This is a genomic window from Bradyrhizobium sp. BLXBL-03 (genome assembly GCF_051853015.1).
GTDB classification, from domain to species: Bacteria; Pseudomonadota; Alphaproteobacteria; order Rhizobiales; family Xanthobacteraceae; genus Bradyrhizobium; species Bradyrhizobium manausense.
Genome location: NZ_CP182470.1, coordinates 2,988,025 through 3,006,091, shown reverse-complemented (window position 1 = coordinate 3,006,091; position 18,067 = coordinate 2,988,025). Strand labels below are relative to the sequence as shown.

Below are 18,067 nucleotides of genomic sequence, written 5' to 3'. Positions count from 1 at the left end.
GCTTCGAATGCCTGCCTCGACGAAAGATCAAACAACCATCCAGGAACGGATCTTCCAAGTGCTGGCTGGGCATGCAGGGGTGACGCGGATCGATACGCACGGCGCCTCGGTCTTTCTCGACGGCGATCGCGCGTTAAAGATCAAACGAGCCGTGCGATTTCCCTTCCTCGACTATTCGACGCTCGAGAAGCGCAAGGCGGCCTGCGAGGAGGAAATCCGGATCAACCGGCCATTGGCGCCGCAGATCTATCACGGGGTCATCGCGATCACCGAGGAGCCCGACGGTTCGGTGGCGGTCGACGGCCGTGGACGACCGATCGAGTATGCGGTCGACATGTCGCGCTTCGACGAAAACCGAACGCTGGACCATCTGGCCAAGGCCGGTCCGCTGGATGCAGACCTCTCCATGGCCGTCGCCGCGGCGATCGCAGCTTCGCACACCGCGACATCGCCCGCCAACCGGGAAGAGTGGGTCTCTTCGATCCCCGCGCTGATCGATGGCAACAGCGACGGCCTGCGAAGCGACAACCATTTCGACGCGGCAGCGATCGAACAATTCGGCAAAGCTTCGCACGAGGCATTTGTGCGCGTACGTCCCCTGCTCGAGGAACGCCATCGTCAGGGCTTCGTACGGCGCTGCCATGGCGATCTGCATCTCGCCAATATCGTGCTGATCGACCAGCGCCCCGTGCTGTTCGACGCCATCGAATTCGACGCACGGATGGCAACGGTCGACGTGCTCTACGACCTGGCATTCACGCTGATGGACCTGCTCCGTCACGACCAGCCCGTTGCCGCCAACGCCGTCTTGAACGGGTATCTTGCCGCGACACCGCCCGGAAATCTGGACGCGCTTGCCGCCTTGCCGTTGTTCATGTCGATCCGGGCTGCAATCCGCGCCCAGGTAGCCGTGGCGCGGTTGAAGCGCCCGCATGCCAGCGAGCCCGATATCCTCGATGATGCTCGCCGCTATTTCGACCTTGCGCGTAAGCTGATCCAGCCTGCCGCTCCCCGCCTGATCGCGGTGGGCGGACTGTCTGGCACCGGCAAGTCAGTTCTAGCGCGCGCACTCGCGCCGACCATCGCGCCGCAGCCGGGGGCCGTCGTGTTGCGGAGCGACGTCATTCGCAAGCAGATGTTCGGGGTCGCCGAGACGGAGCGGCTGCCGCCATCTGCCTATACGCCCGAGCTTGCCGAACGGGTCTACGCAACACTGACCGGGCACACCCGCCGCATATTGGCGCAGGGCCATTCCGTGGTCGTCGACGGCGTATTTGCCCGCGACTTCGAAAGAGACGCCTTCGCCAAGCTAGCCCGGGATTGCCACGTGCCTTTCACCGGCCTTTTCCTGGTCGCCGACCTGGCGACACGGCAGGCCCGAATCGGTGGTCGCAGCAGTGATGCATCGGATGCCACGCAACAGGTTGCCGCGTTGCAAGAGCATTATAATATCGGCCACATCGGTTGGGCGACCATCGATGCGTCCGGAACGCAAGCGCAGACGCTCCAGAGCTGCCGGGACGCGATCGCTAAGGATAGCAAGGCAATCTGATTGGCGCGGGCTAGGATGGCGCGACCCACCAGGAGTTCGAAGGCGACCGCCGGTGCGAAGCCGGCGGCAAGCAATACGCTGCCCGGCCGCCTGAGCCCCGGCATGGCCTGCGACACAGCCTTCCGGATCATCGCGCGCCGTCACCTCGCAGCCGTCCTTGCCCAGCACGACGGCACCTGCCGTGGCGATCCGGACGCACTGCACGAGATCCGAATCGCGCTGACCCATTTGCGGACTGCAATTCGCTTCTTTTTGCCTATGGTCGACGATGCGTTGCGCCCCGAAGTCTGGGCCGAGTTGAAGTGGCTGAATAGTCAGCTCGGCATGGTGCGTGACCTCGACGTCGCCATTGAACGCATCACGTCCGAGGCCGGCGGCGAGCTCGCCGTCATCGCAGAACTCCAGCATTGGGAGGAGAAGCGCGCCGAAAGCCATCGTCTGCTGGCCCGTGCGCTGCAGTCGGCACGGTATCGTCGGCTGGTCGAACAGACCTCGAACTGGATCGAGAGCGGCCCCTGGTCGACGCGCCGTAGCAAAGTGGCCATCCGACTACGGCGCTGCCCGCTCGCCGACCACGCGACGGCACAGCTGACCGAATGGGAAAGGACGCTGCTCAGGAAGGCCAAAAGGCTGCACAAGCTTGATGTCGAGAAGCGGCACAAGCTGCGGATTCTCAACAAGCGGCTGACCTATTCGATCGAGTCGCTCGAGGATCTGTTCGCAGGCACGTCACAGACGAAGCAGAAGTCGATCCTCAAGCAATTGCGCAAGGCGCAAAAGTCCCTCGGACAGCTGAACGACGATGCGCGCGGCCAGACACTGGCCGCGTCGTTGAACGAGGCCGTTCCCGAAGCCGGCATCCGCTTTCTCGACCGCGACCGGGAGAAGAAACTGTTGCAGACTGCTTCGACCGCGTATCGCAAGTTGAACAAGGCCAAGCCCTTCCGGTCCTCCGATCTGACGCCGGGCGCAGAGCCTGAGGACTAGGTGCGGATGTAGTCGCCGGGAGCATCGGGCAGGCCGCTGAGATCGCCATATCCGATCCGCGGCGGATCACAGAGCGCGCCGGATCTCGCGACGAGCCACCGGATCCACTCCGGCCACCACGATCCCTCGACATGGGGCGCCAGCTTCAGCCATTCATCCGGGCCGACATAGGGCGCGTCTGCAGCCTTGGTCATCACCTGATAGCTGTGCCCGGGCTCGTCGGGCGGCGCGACGACGCCTGCGTTGTGGCCGCCACTAGTCAATAGAAAGGTCAGATCAGCATCGACCTGATAGTGGAGCTTGTGCACAGATCGCCACGGCGCCACGTGATCGGTGATCGTACCGACCGCGAACATCGGCGCATGAATGTCGGAGAGCGAGATGCTCCGCCCTTCCACAAGGTAACGTCCTTCGGCGAGATCGTTGTCAAGGAACAGCTTACGCAGATATTCCGAATGCATGCGATAGGGTAATCGCGTTGCGTCCGCGTTCCAAGCCATCAGATCGCTCGGCGGCGCCGCGTCGCCCATCAGGTAGTCGCGAGACAGCCGCGACCAGATCAGGTCGTTGGAACGGAGCAGCGCGAACGCGGCGGCCATCTGTGCCGTATCCAGATAGCCTCGCTGCGACATCACGTCCTCAAGGAAGGCGACTTGGCTCTCATTGATGAAGAGCGTCAGCTCGCCGGCTTCGGTGAAGTCGGTCTGCGCCGCCAGAAGCGTGATGGTGCCCAGGCGATCATCGCCGTCGCGCGCCATTGCAGCGGCAGCAATGGACAGCAAAGTGCCGCCAAGACAATAACCGAGCGCATGGGCCTTCTGCCCGGGCAGGATTCGGCCAATCGCATCCAGCGCGGCCATCACCCCCAGCTTGCGGTAGTCGTCAAACGCAACATTCCGATCTCTGGCGTCCGGATTGCGCCAGGAAATTGCAAACACGGTAAAGCCCTGTTCGGTGAGAAATTTGACCAGCGAATTCTGCGGCGACAGATCGAGAATGTAGTATTTCATGATCCAGGCCGGCACGACCAGGATCGGCTCCGGCCGCACTCTTGCCGTCGTCGGATGATACTGGATTAATTCGATCAGCGCATTGCGGTAGACGACCTTGCCAGGCGACGCCGCAACCGTCTGCCCGACGACGAACTGGTCATTTGTAGCGGGCTTTGCTTCCAAGAGCATCCGCATGAGATCGCCGCACCAATTCTGCCAGCCAAAGACAAAATTCTCTCCGCCGCTTTGAAACGCCTTCTCCAACACCTCTGGGTTTGTTGCGGCGAAATTCGACGGCGCAAGCATGTCCAGCACCTGGCGCATCGAGAATTCGACGATGGCTTCGTTCGCATGCGAGACGCCTCGCACGCCCGTCGTGGCATCGTGCCACCAGCGCTCGCCGAGCAAAAACGCCTGCGCAAGAAGATTGAAGGGCGGCGCTTCCCATTGCGGCTCCCCGAAACGACGGTCCCGCTTCTCCGGCCGGATTACCGACCAGGGTGCTAGCCCCGCTGCCGTCGCGTGCGTAGCTGCTTCCAGCAACCGGCTGCTATCACGAATGACCTTGTTGGCGATCTCCATCCGTCGCTGCGGCGCCCAAGCGAGATGGGAACTCCAATCGAGCCAGGCCAGCATCAAGGCGGTCGGCGAAAGCCCGCCCGTGAACCGCGCCAGCATCGCATGGAACATGCGGTCTAGAGGATAGCATTCCGATGCCGGCTCGGTGGTCGACGTCTCGCCGGTTGAATTTGTGCTTGTCGCAGACGAGGCGGCGCCAACAACCGGCTCGACGGATGACGCTGGCAGCACCGGCTCTGCCGTCCGAGGAAGGGTCTGTACGATGCTCATGGGCAAGGATTCTCGTGCGCTTCTGCTGATTGCGCAGCAGGATACGGCTTCCCGCCCGGGAAACGTTGAGCTGCATCAATTGCAGAGGTTGATCACAATCGCTCAGCCATTGACGTACCGAACTCATGACTTGACATGCGTCAAACCATACCGCCGGGCACGATCTAGATTTCAGCTATTAAAATTTGACAAGCTAGCGGAGCATTCCATGCGCGCCCACCAGATCATGACCCGGTCGGTTATCTCGGTCACACCCGATACCAGCATCGTCGAAGCGGCCAACATCATGTTGAAGCGTCATGTCAGCGGCCTTACCGTAGTCGACGACGGTGGCAAGCTGGTCGGCGTGGTCTCGGAGGGCGACTTCATCCGCCGAAGCGAGATCGGTACCGGGCGCAAACGCGGACGCTGGTTGCAGTTCATCCTTGGGCCCGGCAAGTCGGCTAGTGACTTCGTCCACGAGCACGGCCGCAAGGTTTCCGAAGTGATGACCGCATCGCCCGTAACCATCACCGAGGATACTGCGCTCGCCGAGATCGTCGAGCTGATGGAACAGAACAACGTGAAGCGCCTGCCGGTGATCCGCGGCGACAAGGTCGTCGGTATCGTGTCGCGCGCCAACCTGCTGCAGGCAGTGGCTGGCCTCGCCCGCGAGGTGCCGGATCCGACTGCCGACGACGATCACATCCGCGGTCGCATCATCGATGCCATGGAGAAGAACGACTGGTGCCCGTTCGGGCTGAACGTCATCGTGCGCGATGGTATCGTTCACTTGAGCGGCGTCATCACCGAGGAGCGGGCGCGACAGGCAGCGGTCGTCGCCGCCGAGAACGTCGAGGGCGTCAAAAAGGTGCACGACCATCTCTGCTGGGTCGACACCATGTCAGGCGTCTATCTGAACTCGCCCGAGGATGACGATCTCGCCAAAGCAAGCTGAGTCGGGAACTTGCGCGCGAGATACTCAGCGGGGAATGACGGCGGTAGCCTCGATCTCGACGCGCGCCGCCTTCTCGACCAGACGCACGACCTGGACCAGCGCCATCGCTGGATAGTGCGCACCGAAGATTGCGCGATAGATCTTGCCGAGCTCCTTCAGATTTGTCAGGTATTCCTCCATGTCGACGACGTACCAGGTCAAGCGCACCAGATGCTCGGGCCGCGCACCGGCCTCGGCCAAAATCTCGGCAATGTTGGTCAGGGTCTGGCGCACCTGCGCTAGAAACCCGGCGGCGAGACGCTCCTGGGCATCCCAACCGATTACACCACCCGTGACCACAATGCGTCCCTCGACGGCCATGCCGTTGGCATAACCCTTCGGCATCGGCCAGCCGGAGGGATGGAGCACCTGCGCCCTGGGGCTGGCATCATCCTCGGCAGCAGTTGGTAGCACTGCAAGCTGCGGGCCTTTCGGCGTTGTCACGGACAATTCTTGATCCTTTATCTCATTCTGCCGCGACGCCCGAGGACGTAGCAGCCGCCTGCGCCAGTTGTCGCAAGGCGAAGCGCTTCAATTTGCCGGTCTCGGTCTTCGGCAGCTGTGTCACGAACTCGATCGCGCGCGGGTACTTGTACGGCGCGATCTCGCGTTTGACATGTTCCTGCAACTCGGCCGCGAGCTTTGCATCCGGCGTCACGCCGGGGGCGGCTATGACATAGGCCTTCACGATCATTCCGCGCGCCTCGTCCGGCGCACCGACGACCCCGCACTCGGCAACCGCAGGATGCGTGAGCAACGCCGCTTCCACATCCGTGCCCGCGATATTATAACCGGCTGACACGATCATGTCGTCAGAGCGCGACTGGTACCAGAAGTAGCCGTCGGTATCCATCAAATAGGTGTCACCGGTGATGTTCCACCCGTTCTGGACGTATTTGCGTTGTCGCTCGTCGGCGAGATAACGGCAGCCGGTCGGCCCGCGCACGGCGAGCTTCCCTATCGTGCCTGGCGGCAACTCGTTGCCATCGTCATCGACGATCTTTGCCTCATAGCCGGGAACGGGCTTGCCGGTGGCGCCGGGACGAATCTCGTCCTCGGTCGCGCTGATGAAGATGTGAAGCAGCTCAGTCGAGCCGATGCCGTCCATCAGCTTGATGCCGGTCGCTTTCAGCCAGGCGTCGAATGTCGGCTTGGGCAACGTCTCGCCGGCGGAGACGCACTTTCGCAGTGAAGAGATGTCGCGGCCTGCAAGCTTGCCGATCATGGCGCGGTAAGCCGTCGGCGCCGTGAAGCAGACCGTGATCTTGTACTTTTCGATCGCCGAAAGGATGTCATCGGGCGTCGTCTTCTCCAGCACAACAAACGACGCGCCGATATGCATCGGGAACAGTACGCCACCGAAACCGAAGGTGAACGCAAGCGGCGCTGAGCCGACGAACCGATCCCTCTGCTCGGCCCGCAAGATGTTGCGTGCATAGCCGTCACACACCGCCAGCATGTCGCGGTGGAAATGCATGGTGCCCTTAGGATCGCCGGTCGTGCCCGACGTAAAGGCTATAAGACAGATATCATCGGCTGCAGTATCAACCGCCGTGAACTCAGCGCTGGCATCCGCGATCAGCGCCTCTAGCGAGTCGGGGGCGCCATTACCCCAATAGACCACATGCTTGAGATCTGGTGCGGCCAGCTTCGCCTTCTCCATCTCATCGGCAAGCTTTCCGTCACAGAGCGCGAGCGCGATCTCCGCCTTCTGAATCGGATAGGATAGCTCCTTGGCGCGCAGCAACGGCATTGTCGCCACGCAGATGCCGCCGGCCTTGATCACTGCGAGATAGGTCGCGACCATCATCGGACTGTTGGCGGAGCGCAGCAGCACGCGCCCGCCGGTGACGAGTCCGAGTTTGCCGACCAGCACATTGGCGATGCGGTTCACGAGCGCCTGCAACTCGCGATAGGTGTAGCTGACGGCGGGACTGATGACACAGGGCGCATCCCCGTGCCCCTGCTCGACCCAGCGATCGAGGAAATAGCTGACGCAGTTCAATCGCGCCGGATAGTGCAGCTCCGGACGCGTGAAGATGAACTCCGGCCAGAGCTCAGACGGCGGCAGATGCTGCCGCGCAAACCTATCGACATGGGCGGTTGTGGCGTCGCCGTCATGCGAGCCCGAGACTTGAACCTTGGCAGCGTTGGCCATCGCACGCTCCTTTGCGCATGGAAAGCACCCGGCAGTACCATCTGTAAAACATTTTATGCTTAAAACAATTTTGCGCAATAGCGGATTTTGGACATCCCTCCATTTTCGTGCGGCAAAGCGAAATGGGCGGACGCGCCGGCCGGTGGACTTAAGGCTTGCGACGCACAGCAGATTTCTGCGCCGACGCCTTGGTCTTGGCCAGCAGCCGCATCAGCTCGCGCACATCCTTGGGCGTCAGGTCGGCAAAGAGATCGGCGATCCAGGCCTCGTGTTCCGAGGCCATCCTGCGAAACTCGGCACGACCAAGCTTGGTGAGGCGGATCACCTGGACGCGGCGGTCAGTCTCCGAGGTGCGGCGGTCGAGATGGCCGGATTCCACGAGGCGTTCGACCAGGCCAGTGACATTGCCATTGGACACCATCATGCGCTTTGAGACGTCCGACAGCGTCATGCCGTCGGGCGCCTTGTCGAGCTGCGCCATCAGATCGAAACGCGGAAGAGTGACGTCGAACCGCTGCCGCAGCCGGCCGCGGACCTCGCCCTCGATCAGGGTCGTGCAGGTGAGCAGACGCAACCACAGCCGGAGCTCTTCGGCATGGTCCTCCGGAGTCTCGACGGCCTTGGTCTCGGAATCGAGCATTTTGATGCAATCACTCGCGGCCGGCATTGGCGCCGGCCCGGATTCCCCAACGTTTTGAGCTTCAAATAAATCGACGCCGGCCGCAAGCCCAAAGCTGCAACAATCGATCGCACACGAATTTCTTTAGGCTTCAAATAATTGGCGCGCCGTTTGCATGCGCCGCTGCCCACACGATGGCGGCGCCTGAGCTTGGCTTGCCGCGAGCGCCGTCGTCGGCATAAGCTTGGCTCGGAGTACGCAGCTTGCAGCTGCAGGCGCAATCGTTACGGGGGATCAATCATGAAGTCGCAACTGACCTTGGCCGCAGCCGCATTTCTTCTCGGCACTGCGATGAGCCCGGCGCTCGCGCAGGAGAAGATCAAGCTAGGTGTGGTCGTGACCCTCTCCGGACCCGCCGCAGCCCTTGGTCAGCAAGTTCGCGACGGCTTTGCGCTGGCGGTGAAGGATCTCGGCAGCAAGATGGGGGGCCGCGACGTCGAAGTGGTCGTGGTCGACGACGAACTCAAACCCGATGCGGCTGTGACCAAGGTGAAGGGCCTGCTTGAGCGCGACAAGGTCGACTTCGTGGTCGGACCGATCTTCTCTAACATCCTCCAGGCGATCCACCGACCGGTCACGGAATCCAAGACTTATCTGATCAGCCCCAATGCGGGTCCGTCGACCTTTGCAGGCAAAGACTGCAACCCGTTCTTCTATGTGACGTCCTATCAGAATGACCAGGTTCACGAGATCCTCGGCAAGGTCGCGCAGGATCGCGGCTACAAGCGGATGTATCTGATGGTGCCGAACTATCAGGCGGGCAAGGATTCGGTCGCCGGCTTCAAGCTCGACTACAAGGGCGAGATCGTCGAAGAATCCTACATGCCGCTCAACACGCTGGACTTCCAACCGGAGCTGTCCAAAATTGCGTCGCAGAAGCCTGATGCGCTCTTCACGTTCATGCCGGGCGGCCTCGGCGTCAACCTCGTCAAGCAGTACAAGCAGGCCGGGCTCGCCGACAGCATCCCCGTGCTCTCGGCCTTCACGGTGGATGAATCCACCCTGCCGGCGCAGCAAGATGCGGCCGTTGGCATGTTCGGCGGCGCGAACTGGGCACCCAATCTCGACAATCCCCAGAACAAGAAGTTCGTGGCCGCTTACGAGGCCGCCTATAACAGCGTGCCTGGTACCTATGCCATGCAGGGGTATGACGCAGCAATGCTGATCGACAGCGCGGTCAAGGGAGCGAAGGGCGACCTCTCCAACAAGGATGCCGTTGGGGCTGCCCTGAAGAAGGCAGACTTCACGTCGCTGCGCGGTTCGTTCAAGTTCAACACCAATGGCTATCCGATCCAGGATTTTTACCTGACCAAGGTGGCCAAGCGTCCGGACGGCAAGTTCCAGACCGAGATCGTCCAGAAGGTTTTCGAGAATTACGGGGACCGTTACGCCAAGGATTGCAAGCCGGCGAACTAAAGCCGCACGTCGCGTCAAGGGAGGAATACGATGAAGAGCGAAATCACTGGCATCACGCGGGCTAACGAGGGTATCCAGGGCATTTCCTGGAACATCCTGGGCCAGACCTATGTGCCGAAGAGCAACAGCGAGAACAGCTTCTCCTGGCACGCGACGTTGCCACCTGGCACATTCGTGCCGCCGCACATCCATCCCGACCAGGACGAATATCTCTACATGCTGGAGGGCAAGCTCGACTTCGTGCTTGGCAATTCAGAGGCGCAAGCAACGCCCGGTGACCTGATCCGTCTCGGTATGGGCGTGCCGCACGGCATCTTCAACAAGTCGGACCAAACCGCAAAAGTACTGTTCTGGGTGTCGCCGACCAAAAAGCTGTTCGACCTGTTCTGGGGCCTTCACAACATGAAGGAGCAGAAGCCGGAGGACGTTGTGGCGATGGCCGCCGAGTACAACATCCATTTTCTGCCCCCACCTCCCGGCGCCGGCTAGCAGCAACTTCAGGCACGCACCGCCGCGAGTCCCGGGACCGCGGCGAAGCCCGCCTTGGTGGCATAGCCACGCACGATCGCCTCGCGCTGGGAATAGCTCAGGACGTTGTCGATATTGTCGAAGCCGTCGGGCGCGAGCTGCTCGACGGCGTCGATGACGCCCTCGGGGCCGCCACGGCGATTGGAGCGAACAATGTCTGCCGTCATCGGCAGGCGTTTCTTCTCGTATTCCATCAACGCCTGGCGCGGATGCTCGGCGCGGATAAGCGCGTCGGCGAGGCAGCGCGCATCGAGGATCGCCTGCGAGGCGCCGTTGGAGCCGACCGGATACATGGGATGCGCAGCATCGCCGAGCAGGGTGACGCGCCCGGACGACCAATATGGCAATGGATCGCGGTCGCAGGTCGGGTATTCGTAGAATTCGGGCGTCGCCGAGATCAGGCTCTTCACGTCGATGTAGGGCACCGAGAAGCGCGCGACATGCGGCATCAGCTCCTCACGCCGGCCCGGCCTTGACCAGTCTTCCTTGCGTGGCGGCGGCGCATTGCCCTCACCCACTTTCACCAGTACCGCCCAATTGGTGAGGCGGCTCGCCGGGCTCGATCCCTCCGCTATCGGATAGACGACCACCTTGGCATTGAGGCCACCGGCTACAATCATCGATTTTCCGGTGAGGAACAGCGGCCAATCGCGCGCACCGCGCCAGAGCATCAGGCCGTTCCAGCAGGGCGGCCCTTCGTTTGGGAACAGCGTGTCGCGGACGCGCGAATGAATGCCGTCGGCGCCAATGAGGATATCGCCACGCGCGGTGTGGATGTGCGAGCCCGCACGATCGAAGAAGTAAGCCGTCACGCCGCCTTCGTCCTGCGTGAACGCGCCGAGCCGGCAACCGGTGTGAATTGCTTCCGGACCGAGCCGCTCCTCGACGGCGCGATGGATGACGCCCTGGAGGCGGCCGCGATGGATCGAGAATTGCGGCACGTCGTGCCCGGCATCGATGCCTCGGGCTTCGCGCCAGACCTCCTGGCCATGGCGGTTGAGGTAGTAGAGCTGGTCAGTACGGATCGCGACGTCGTCGAGCTTTTGCAGCAGACCAAGGCCGGCAAGCTCACGCATGGCATGCGGCAGCGTGTTGATGCCGACGCCGAGCTCGCGGATCGTATCGGATTGCTCGAAGATCTCACACCCCATGCCGCGAGCCCGCAACATCAAAGCCGTGGTGAGACCACCGATACCGCCACCGACGATAATCGCCTTCATCGCCCTCAACTCCACACGATACACAGGCAACCGGGTTAGCGTCGCACGGCCGGTCACCCCGCCGCAAGCGGCTTTGTCGTCTCCGCCTCGATCTCGGCCCGGGTCTTGGGCTTAGCCTTAATTGCGGCCGAAACCGCCGCTCAGTCGCCCCTGAAGACCGGCTTGACCTTGGTGGCAAAGGCATGAAAAGCGCGCTCGAAATCGGCCGTCGTCATGCACAGGGCCTGGGCAACGGCCTCCGCTTCGATAGCCTCCTCGACCGACATCGCCCATTCCATCGCCAGCATGCGCTTGGTCATGGTGTTGCCGAAGGTCGGCCCTTCCGCGACCTGCTTGGCCAGCAGCTGCGCCTGGGCCAGCACCTGCTCAGGCGTGACAATGCGGCTGAAGAAGCCCCAGCGCTCGCCCTCTTCCGCGGTCATGAACCGGCCGGTGTACAGAAGCTCGGAGGCGCGGGACTGGCCGATGATCCGCGGCAGGATCGCGCAGGCGCCCATGTCACAGCCGGCAAGACCGACCTTGTTGAACAGGAACGCCACCTTGGCTCCGCTCGCAGCGAGCCGCATGTCCGACGCCATGGCAATGATCGCGCCGGCACCGGCGCAAATGCCTTCGACCGCGGCCACGATCGGCTGCGGGCAGGCCCGCATCGCCTTGACCAGATCACCTGTCATCCGTGTGAAGGCGGTCAGCCCCTTTGTATCCATCTTCACCAGCGGGCCGATGATCTCGAACACGTCGCCGCCAGACGAGAAATTACCGCCCGCGCCGGTGACGACGATGGATTTCACCGCGTCGTCAAACGCGCACGCACGAAAGAAATCTGTCAGCTCGCGATAACTCTCGAATGTCAGTGGATTCTTCCGCTCCGGACGGTTGAGCGTCACGGTGGCAACGCCCTCGACAACGGCTAGCAGGAAGTGTTGCGGCGAATAGTCCGCGAGCGGCACGGTGACGGGATTGGCTGGTCTGCTCATGCGATCTCCTTGGCTTCCTTGTTCCGCACCTGCGCCACGACGCTAGATTTCGCCCCCAGCGACCGCGATCGCCTGCCCGGTGATCGCGCCGGCGTTCTTGCTGCACAACCAGAGCACGGCATTCGCCACTTCCTGCGGCGTGATCAGACGCCCCTGCGGATTGTGCTTCGCGAGCTCGGCGATCGCCTGCTCGCGGGTTCGCCCGGTCTTCTTCATGATGTTGTCGATGCTGCCGGCGACGAGATCCGTGTCGGTGAAGCCAGGGCAGACAGCATTCACGGTCACGCTGCTGCCGGCGATCTCCAGCGCAAGCGAGCGTACAAGACCGACCACAGCGTGCTTTGCCGCCGTGTACGCACTCACATATGCATAACCCTTGAGGCCGGCCGTCGATGCAATCGCCACGATGCGTCCATAGGGACGGTCCTTCATGTCGGGCAACACAGCGCTAATGGCATGGACAACGCCCATGAAATTGACATCCATCATACGCGCAAAAAGGGCACTGTCGGATTTCGCGAACGGCGCCGATTCGGCGCTGCCGGCATTCGCGATCAGGATATCGATCGGCTTTCGCGCGTTCGCCGCGGCGATGGCGACCCTCATCGCAGCTTCGTCCGAGACGTCTGCAACGGCGGAATGATGCGCGGCACCGGCTTTGATCGTTTCCTCGAGAGACGCAGCATTCCGGCCAAGCACGGTCACCGTGGCGCCGGCGCCGACAAGAGCCGCGGCAATCGCCCGGCCGATGCCGCGACCGCCTCCGGTCACCAGCGCGTGCGGCGAATGCGGCAATCCGGACATGCGCTTGCTCCCTCAAGATCTGCCAATCGTTCCCCCGATATATTTTAACCTTCAAGCTTTTGCAACGAAAGCGCCGATTGATGCTGCGCATGCCATTACGCGGAAGAGCGGCCCGAAAATTGCTTTAAGTATAAAATTATTGCTTCCCATCCGCGACAGGCCTGTTAGCATCGCGGGGTCAAGCCAAAGGATGTCGCGTGTCGCAGCCTTCGCCAATGATAACAAAGGACGGACGCTTCGCCTATGAAGCCGCGGGCGATCCGGGCGCAACACCCCTGATTTTCCTGCATGGCATCGGCGGTGCGGCGCGGGCTTGGCGGCAGCAGCTTGCGACATTCGGTGATCGTTTCCGCGTGATCGCGTGGGACATGCCGGGCTATGGCGGGTCGGCGCCGCTCGCCAGCGTCAGTATCGCTGCCCTGGCCGAAGCGCTCCAGCAATTCATCGAGCAGCTCGGTGTGACAAAGCCCATTCTGGTCGGCCATTCGATCGGCGGTATGATCGTCCAGAAATGGCTCGTCCACGCGCCAAAACTTGCGCGCGCGGTGGTTCTGGCACAGACAAGCCCGGCCTTCGGTAAGGCCGACGGCGATTGGCAAAAGTCGTTCATCGCGGCGCGGCTGGGCCCGCTTGATCGCGGCGAGACAATGAAATCGCTGGCACCTTCGTTGGTGAAGGAGCTCGTCGGTGACGATCCTGATCCCAGGGGAATGGAGCTTGCGCGCGAGTGCATGGGAAGCGTACCGGAGGCGAGCTATCGCGCCATGATGCTGGCGTTAGTCGGTTTCGATCAACGCAGCACGCTCAAAGATATATGCGTTCCGACGCTGTTGCTTTCCGGTTCCAAAGACAACAACGCACCGGCGCCGATGATGGCGAAGATGGCGAGCTATATTCCTTCGGCGGAATACATCGAACTTGCTGGCGTCGGACATCTCGCCAATCTTGAGCGGCCTGACGCCTTCGATAGAACCCTTAGGGGCTTCGTCGATTCCGTTGCCGCCAAACACGGATGATTGCACCATGACCATGCAGGTCAGCAAGACGATCGGCGCGACCGACAAGGTCGCACTGGATGCACCGATCTTCGATCCCGTGGCGTTCCGGCTGAGCGACGAGCAGGCGAGCATAATTACGCGAGCGCGTGAGATCGGCCAGAGCGTGTTCGCCGGCCGTGCCGCGGCCTACGATCGCGAGGCGATCTTTCCGACCGAGAACTATCGCGACCTGCATCGCGTCGGCCTGCTTGGCATCGCCGTGCCTAAAAAGCATGGCGGGCTGGGCGCCAATTATCAAACCTACGCGCTGGCCGCTGCGGAGATCGGCCGTTATTGTGGCGCAACCGCCCTCACCTGGAACATGCATGTCTGCTCCACGCTGTGGTCGGGGCCTTTGGCCGATGATCTCGACATGGATGCAGAGACCCGCGCGGAGCACGAGCGCCGACGGGCGGTTCACTACAAACGCATCGTCGAAGACGGCGCGATCTATTCGCAACCCTTCTCGGAAGGCGGCGCGGCCGCCGCCGGCGGCGTTGCATTCGGCACGGAAGCAAAGCCTGTCGAAGGTGGCTGGATCGTCAACGGCAAGAAGATATTTGCATCGCTGTCAGGCCATGCTGACTATTACGGCGTGCTCTGCACCGAGATTGCGGAAGGCGAGAAGGCCTCGCGCCGCAACACACTCTATCTAGCGATCGCCGCGGCGTCGGACGGCGTCTCCGTCGTCGGCGATTGGGATCCGCTGGGCATGCGCGGAACGGTCTCGCGCACGCTGCTATTCAAGGATGTGTTCGTGCCGGAGGATGCTGCGCTGATGCCGCGCGGCGTCTATTTCCAGGCGGCGATGCGCTGGCCACACATGTTCCTGACGCTCTCGCCGACCTATATGGGCCTGGCCCAAGCCGCCTATGATTTCACTGTGCGCTATTTGCGCGGCGAGGTGCCGGGCATGCCGGCGGTTAAGCGGCGGATGTATCCGACCAAGCAGATCGCGGTGGCGCAAATGCAGATCAAGCTGGAACAGATCAAGGCGATCTGGTTCCAGGCCGTCACGGAGGCGCGCGCCAATCCCAGTAAGGAGCAGGTGCTGCGCGCCTATGCAGCGCAATATTCGGTGATGGAAGGCGCCAATGAACTCGCTGCGCTCGCGATCCGCACCTGCGGCGGTCAGGCCATGCTGCGCTCGTTGCCGCTGGAGCGGATCTATCGCGACAGCCGGTGCGGCTCGCTGATGCTGCCCTGGACGGCCGAGCTCTGCCTCGACCGGATCGGCCGCGAGGCGCTGTACGAGACTGGCGAGACGGACGATTAACTTGGATCTCTGCAGTCTGATCGATCGCAATGCGGCGTTCGCGCCAGACAAAACCGCCATCGCCTTCGAGCGGCAGCGGCTGGACTACGCGACGCTCGCCCGTCGGATTGAACGGACCGCCACGGCCCTGAAGCAGGAGTTCGGTGTCGGGCGCGGCGACCGCGTCGCGATCCTGAGCCTGAATCGGCCGGACTATCTGGTCCTGCTCTACGCCTGTGCTCGTCTAGGCGCGATGCTGGTGCCGCTGAACTGGCGGTTGGCGGTCGCCGAGCAGCTGTTCATCCTGACCGATTCTGGCGCCAAAGTGCTGGTGCTCGAGCAGGCATTTGAAGGCGTTCTTCCCGAGGTCGCGCCCGGAACAGCCGTCGTCGGCTTCGATTTTACGCCGCCCCGCGGCAGGAGCTACGAAAACTTGCTGGCTGCCAGCAAGGGAAGCGCACGCAATCCGCACACCGATCTCTCCAGCCCACTGCTGATCGTCTACACCTCAGGAACGACCGGACGGCCAAAGGGCGCGGTGCTGCGCCAGGAGGGGCTGTTCTGGAACGGCGTCATGAGCCAGCACATGCACAACATGACGTCGGACGATCATGTGCTGACGGTGCTGCCCTTCTTTCACGTCGGCGGCCTCAACATCCAGACGACGGCAGCGCTCCAGCTTGGTGCGACCGTTACGATCCACGCGCGCTTCACACCGGATACGGCGCTTGCGGCCATTGAACGGGAGCGGCCGACCCTGACGGTCATGGTGCCCACGATCCTCCAAGCCGTTAGTGAGCATCCCGCCTGGGCCACCACCGATCTCTCGTCGCTCAAAGCCGTTGCCACCGGGTCGACCATCGTCCCGCCGCACCTGATCGAGCGCTTCGTCGCACGCGGTGTGCCGGTGCTGCAGGTTTACGGCTCGACGGAAACCTCTCCCATCGCAATCTATACGCGCCTCGGCGGCGACCTGTCTCGGACAGGATCGACCGGACTAGCCGGCCTGTGCTGCGAAGCGAAGGTGATCGATCAGGCCGGCAATGAGACGCCGGCCGGCACGCCCGGAGAGATCGCAGTACGCGGCCCCAACGTGTTCTTCGAATATTGGGGCAATGCCGAGGCCACGCGCGAGGCGCTGCGCGACGGCTGGTATCGCACCGGCGATGTCGGCCTGTGCGACGCCGACGGCTATTTCTGGGTCCGCGACCGCAAGAAGAACATGATCATTTCCGGCGGCGAGAACATCTATCCAGCCGAAGTCGAGCGCGTCCTGCTGGAACACCCCGATGTCAGCGAATGCGCCGTGATCGGCCGGCCGGACCCACGCTGGGACGAGGTGCCCATCGCTTATGTCATCCGACGATCCGGCTGCCGTCTCGAAGCAGACGAGCTGAAAGCGCACGTTCAGACACAGCTTGCCCGCTACAAGGTTCCCCGCGACATCATTTTCGTTGCCGATTTGCCGCGTACGGCGCTCGGCAAGGTTCAGCATTTTCTGCTGAAACAGCTTGATGCGCAGTCGCGCGCGCAAGGAGAAGCATCTTGAAGATCGCAGTTCTGGGTGGGGGAAACGGCTCTTTCGCGGCCGCGGGCGATTTTGCTCTGTCGGGGCATCAGGTCCGGCTCTGGCGTCGCGACGCAGCGCAGGTCGAAGCACACCGTGCCGCGGGATCTCGCATCCTGGTGAAGGATCACAATGGCCGCCACGACGTGAAGTTGGCGCTGGTGACTACCGACATCGCCGAAGCCGTCAATAGCGTCGATCTGATCCTGTGTCCCGCCCCCGCATTCGCTCAGCCGGATATCGGCCGGCTCCTCGCGCCGCATCTGCGTGACGGCCAGGTGGTGTTCCTGCCACCCGGGACATTCGGCTCGATGATCTTCGCGCAAGCCGCACAGGAGGCTGGCAATCGCGCCAAAGCGAGCTTCGCCGAAACCGGCACACTGCCATGGCTCACCCGCAAGCACGGGCCATTCGAAGTCGCAATCACCATCCGCGCCAAGCGGCTGCCGGTCGGCGTATTCCCTCTCGATCGGGCCCCGCATGCGCTTGAGATCATCGGCCGCGCCTTCCCTGACGTGATCGAGCCATGCGGTGATGCGCTCTCCGGCGCGCTGATGAATGCGGGCTGCATCATTCATCCACCTTTGATTGTCATGAACGCGGGCCCGATCGAGCATTTCGAGCGCTGGGACATCCACAAGGAGGGCACCCAAGCCGCGATCCGGCGCGTGACTGACGCGCTCGACGCCGAGCGGATCGCCGTGCGCGAGGCGCTGGGATATGGCGCCCCGCATTTTCCCCTCGCTCATCACTACGCGCGGGAAGGCGAGATCTGGATGTATGGCCGCGGCTCACATGACCGGCTGACTGATTCCGGCGACTGGCGCGAGCGGATCGTACTGACCGATCACCGCTACATGCGCGAGGATTTGCGGCTGGGGCTGTCGCTGCTGGTGTCCGTCGCGGGGGTTGCGGCAGCCGCCACGCCGCTTGCCAAGGCATTCCTGGCTATCGGCGGCGCCATCTGTGGCGAGGACTTTACGCAAGGCGGCCGAACATTGCAGACCTTGGGGCTTGGCAAGCTTCACCGAGCTGAATTGCAGACGCTGCTTCGTGAAGGATTCTAGCCG

Annotated in this window: 16 protein-coding genes; 9 read left to right on the top strand and 7 right to left on the bottom strand. The window is 62.5% G+C overall.

Annotated features, from left to right (window positions below):
• Window positions 1–7: 7 nt before the first annotated feature.
• Window positions 8–1,552 (top strand): AAA family ATPase, encoded by a 1,545-nt coding sequence (locus ACNJX9_RS14310; protein WP_439409298.1) that lies wholly within the window; start codon window positions 8–10, stop codon window positions 1,550–1,552.
• Between the two features lie 15 nt (window positions 1,553–1,567).
• A complete protein-coding gene (locus ACNJX9_RS14305; RefSeq protein WP_439409297.1) occupies window positions 1,568–2,539 on the top strand; it encodes a CHAD domain-containing protein in 972 nt (323 codons plus the stop codon).
• Here ACNJX9_RS14305 and ACNJX9_RS14300 read toward each other — a convergent pair.
• Window positions 2,536–4,209, bottom strand: coding sequence for a PHA/PHB synthase family protein (locus tag ACNJX9_RS14300; RefSeq protein WP_439409296.1), 1,674 nt, complete (start codon window positions 4,207–4,209; stop codon window positions 2,536–2,538). The genes ACNJX9_RS14305 and ACNJX9_RS14300 overlap by 4 nt on opposite strands.
• Before the next feature lie 379 nt (window positions 4,210–4,588).
• Here ACNJX9_RS14300 and ACNJX9_RS14295 point away from each other — a divergent pair, with 379 nt between their 5' ends.
• Window positions 4,589–5,317 carry a CBS domain-containing protein gene (locus ACNJX9_RS14295; protein ID WP_057749547.1) on the top strand — a complete coding sequence of 243 codons (729 nt, stop codon included), beginning with the start codon at window positions 4,589–4,591 and terminating at the stop codon, window positions 5,315–5,317.
• Between the two features lie 24 nt (window positions 5,318–5,341).
• Here the strand turns inward: ACNJX9_RS14295 and ACNJX9_RS14290 are convergent, their stop codons facing one another.
• The 3 genes from ACNJX9_RS14290 to ACNJX9_RS14280 form a co-directional block, all read right to left on the bottom strand.
• A complete protein-coding gene (locus tag ACNJX9_RS14290; protein WP_057749800.1) occupies window positions 5,342–5,800 on the bottom strand; it encodes a RidA family protein in 459 nt (152 codons plus the stop codon).
• A gap of 22 nt (window positions 5,801–5,822) precedes the next feature.
• On the bottom strand, window positions 5,823–7,514 hold the full coding sequence (locus ACNJX9_RS14285; RefSeq protein ID WP_439409295.1) for a benzoate-CoA ligase family protein: 1,692 nt from the start codon (window positions 7,512–7,514) through the stop codon (window positions 5,823–5,825).
• A gap of 148 nt (window positions 7,515–7,662) precedes the next feature.
• Window positions 7,663–8,181: a MarR family winged helix-turn-helix transcriptional regulator gene (locus ACNJX9_RS14280; RefSeq protein WP_439409294.1), complete on the bottom strand. Its 519-nt coding sequence runs from the start codon at window positions 8,179–8,181 to the stop codon at window positions 7,663–7,665.
• 252 nt (window positions 8,182–8,433) lie between these two features.
• Between ACNJX9_RS14280 and ACNJX9_RS14275 the strand changes: the two genes are divergently transcribed.
• Together ACNJX9_RS14275 and ACNJX9_RS14270 are read left to right on the top strand one after the other, a co-directional pair.
• Window positions 8,434–9,609: an ABC transporter substrate-binding protein gene (locus ACNJX9_RS14275; protein WP_439409293.1), complete on the top strand. Its 1,176-nt coding sequence runs from the start codon at window positions 8,434–8,436 to the stop codon at window positions 9,607–9,609.
• Window positions 9,610–9,639: 30 nt separating this feature from the next.
• The gene (locus tag ACNJX9_RS14270) at window positions 9,640–10,098 is read left to right on the top strand and encodes a cupin domain-containing protein (RefSeq protein WP_057749561.1); all 459 of its coding nucleotides are present in this window, start codon (window positions 9,640–9,642) and stop codon (window positions 10,096–10,098) included.
• Between the two features lie 8 nt (window positions 10,099–10,106).
• Here the strand turns inward: ACNJX9_RS14270 and ACNJX9_RS14265 are convergent, their stop codons facing one another.
• The 3 genes from ACNJX9_RS14265 to ACNJX9_RS14255 all read right to left on the bottom strand — a co-directional run bounded on the left by ACNJX9_RS14265 (window position 10,107) and on the right by ACNJX9_RS14255 (window position 13,138).
• A complete protein-coding gene (locus ACNJX9_RS14265) occupies window positions 10,107–11,357 on the bottom strand; it encodes a flavin-dependent oxidoreductase (protein WP_439409292.1) in 1,251 nt (416 codons plus the stop codon).
• Between the two features lie 140 nt (window positions 11,358–11,497).
• On the bottom strand, window positions 11,498–12,334 hold the full coding sequence (locus ACNJX9_RS14260) for an enoyl-CoA hydratase family protein (protein WP_271601364.1): 837 nt from the start codon (window positions 12,332–12,334) through the stop codon (window positions 11,498–11,500).
• 42 nt (window positions 12,335–12,376) lie between these two features.
• On the bottom strand, window positions 12,377–13,138 hold the full coding sequence (locus tag ACNJX9_RS14255) for an SDR family NAD(P)-dependent oxidoreductase (protein WP_439409291.1): 762 nt from the start codon (window positions 13,136–13,138) through the stop codon (window positions 12,377–12,379).
• 197 nt (window positions 13,139–13,335) lie between these two features.
• Here ACNJX9_RS14255 and ACNJX9_RS14250 point away from each other — a divergent pair, with 197 nt between their 5' ends.
• From ACNJX9_RS14250 to ACNJX9_RS14235, 4 genes are read left to right on the top strand one after another with little or no spacing between them, the layout of a single operon-like run.
• Window positions 13,336–14,154, top strand: coding sequence for an alpha/beta fold hydrolase (locus tag ACNJX9_RS14250; RefSeq protein ID WP_271601366.1), 819 nt, complete (start codon window positions 13,336–13,338; stop codon window positions 14,152–14,154).
• A gap of 7 nt (window positions 14,155–14,161) precedes the next feature.
• Window positions 14,162–15,451 (top strand): acyl-CoA dehydrogenase family protein, encoded by a 1,290-nt coding sequence (locus ACNJX9_RS14245; RefSeq protein WP_439409290.1) that lies wholly within the window; start codon window positions 14,162–14,164, stop codon window positions 15,449–15,451.
• A 1-nt stretch (window position 15,452) separates the two neighbouring features.
• Window positions 15,453–16,979 (top strand): class I adenylate-forming enzyme family protein, encoded by a 1,527-nt coding sequence (locus ACNJX9_RS14240; protein ID WP_271601368.1) that lies wholly within the window; start codon window positions 15,453–15,455, stop codon window positions 16,977–16,979.
• Entirely contained in the window at window positions 16,976–18,064 is a 1,089-nt protein-coding gene (locus tag ACNJX9_RS14235) for an NAD/NADP octopine/nopaline dehydrogenase family protein (protein ID WP_439409289.1), read from the top strand. The genes ACNJX9_RS14240 and ACNJX9_RS14235 overlap by 4 nt, the downstream gene beginning before the upstream one ends.
• The last annotated feature ends 3 nt before the right edge of the window (window positions 18,065–18,067 follow it).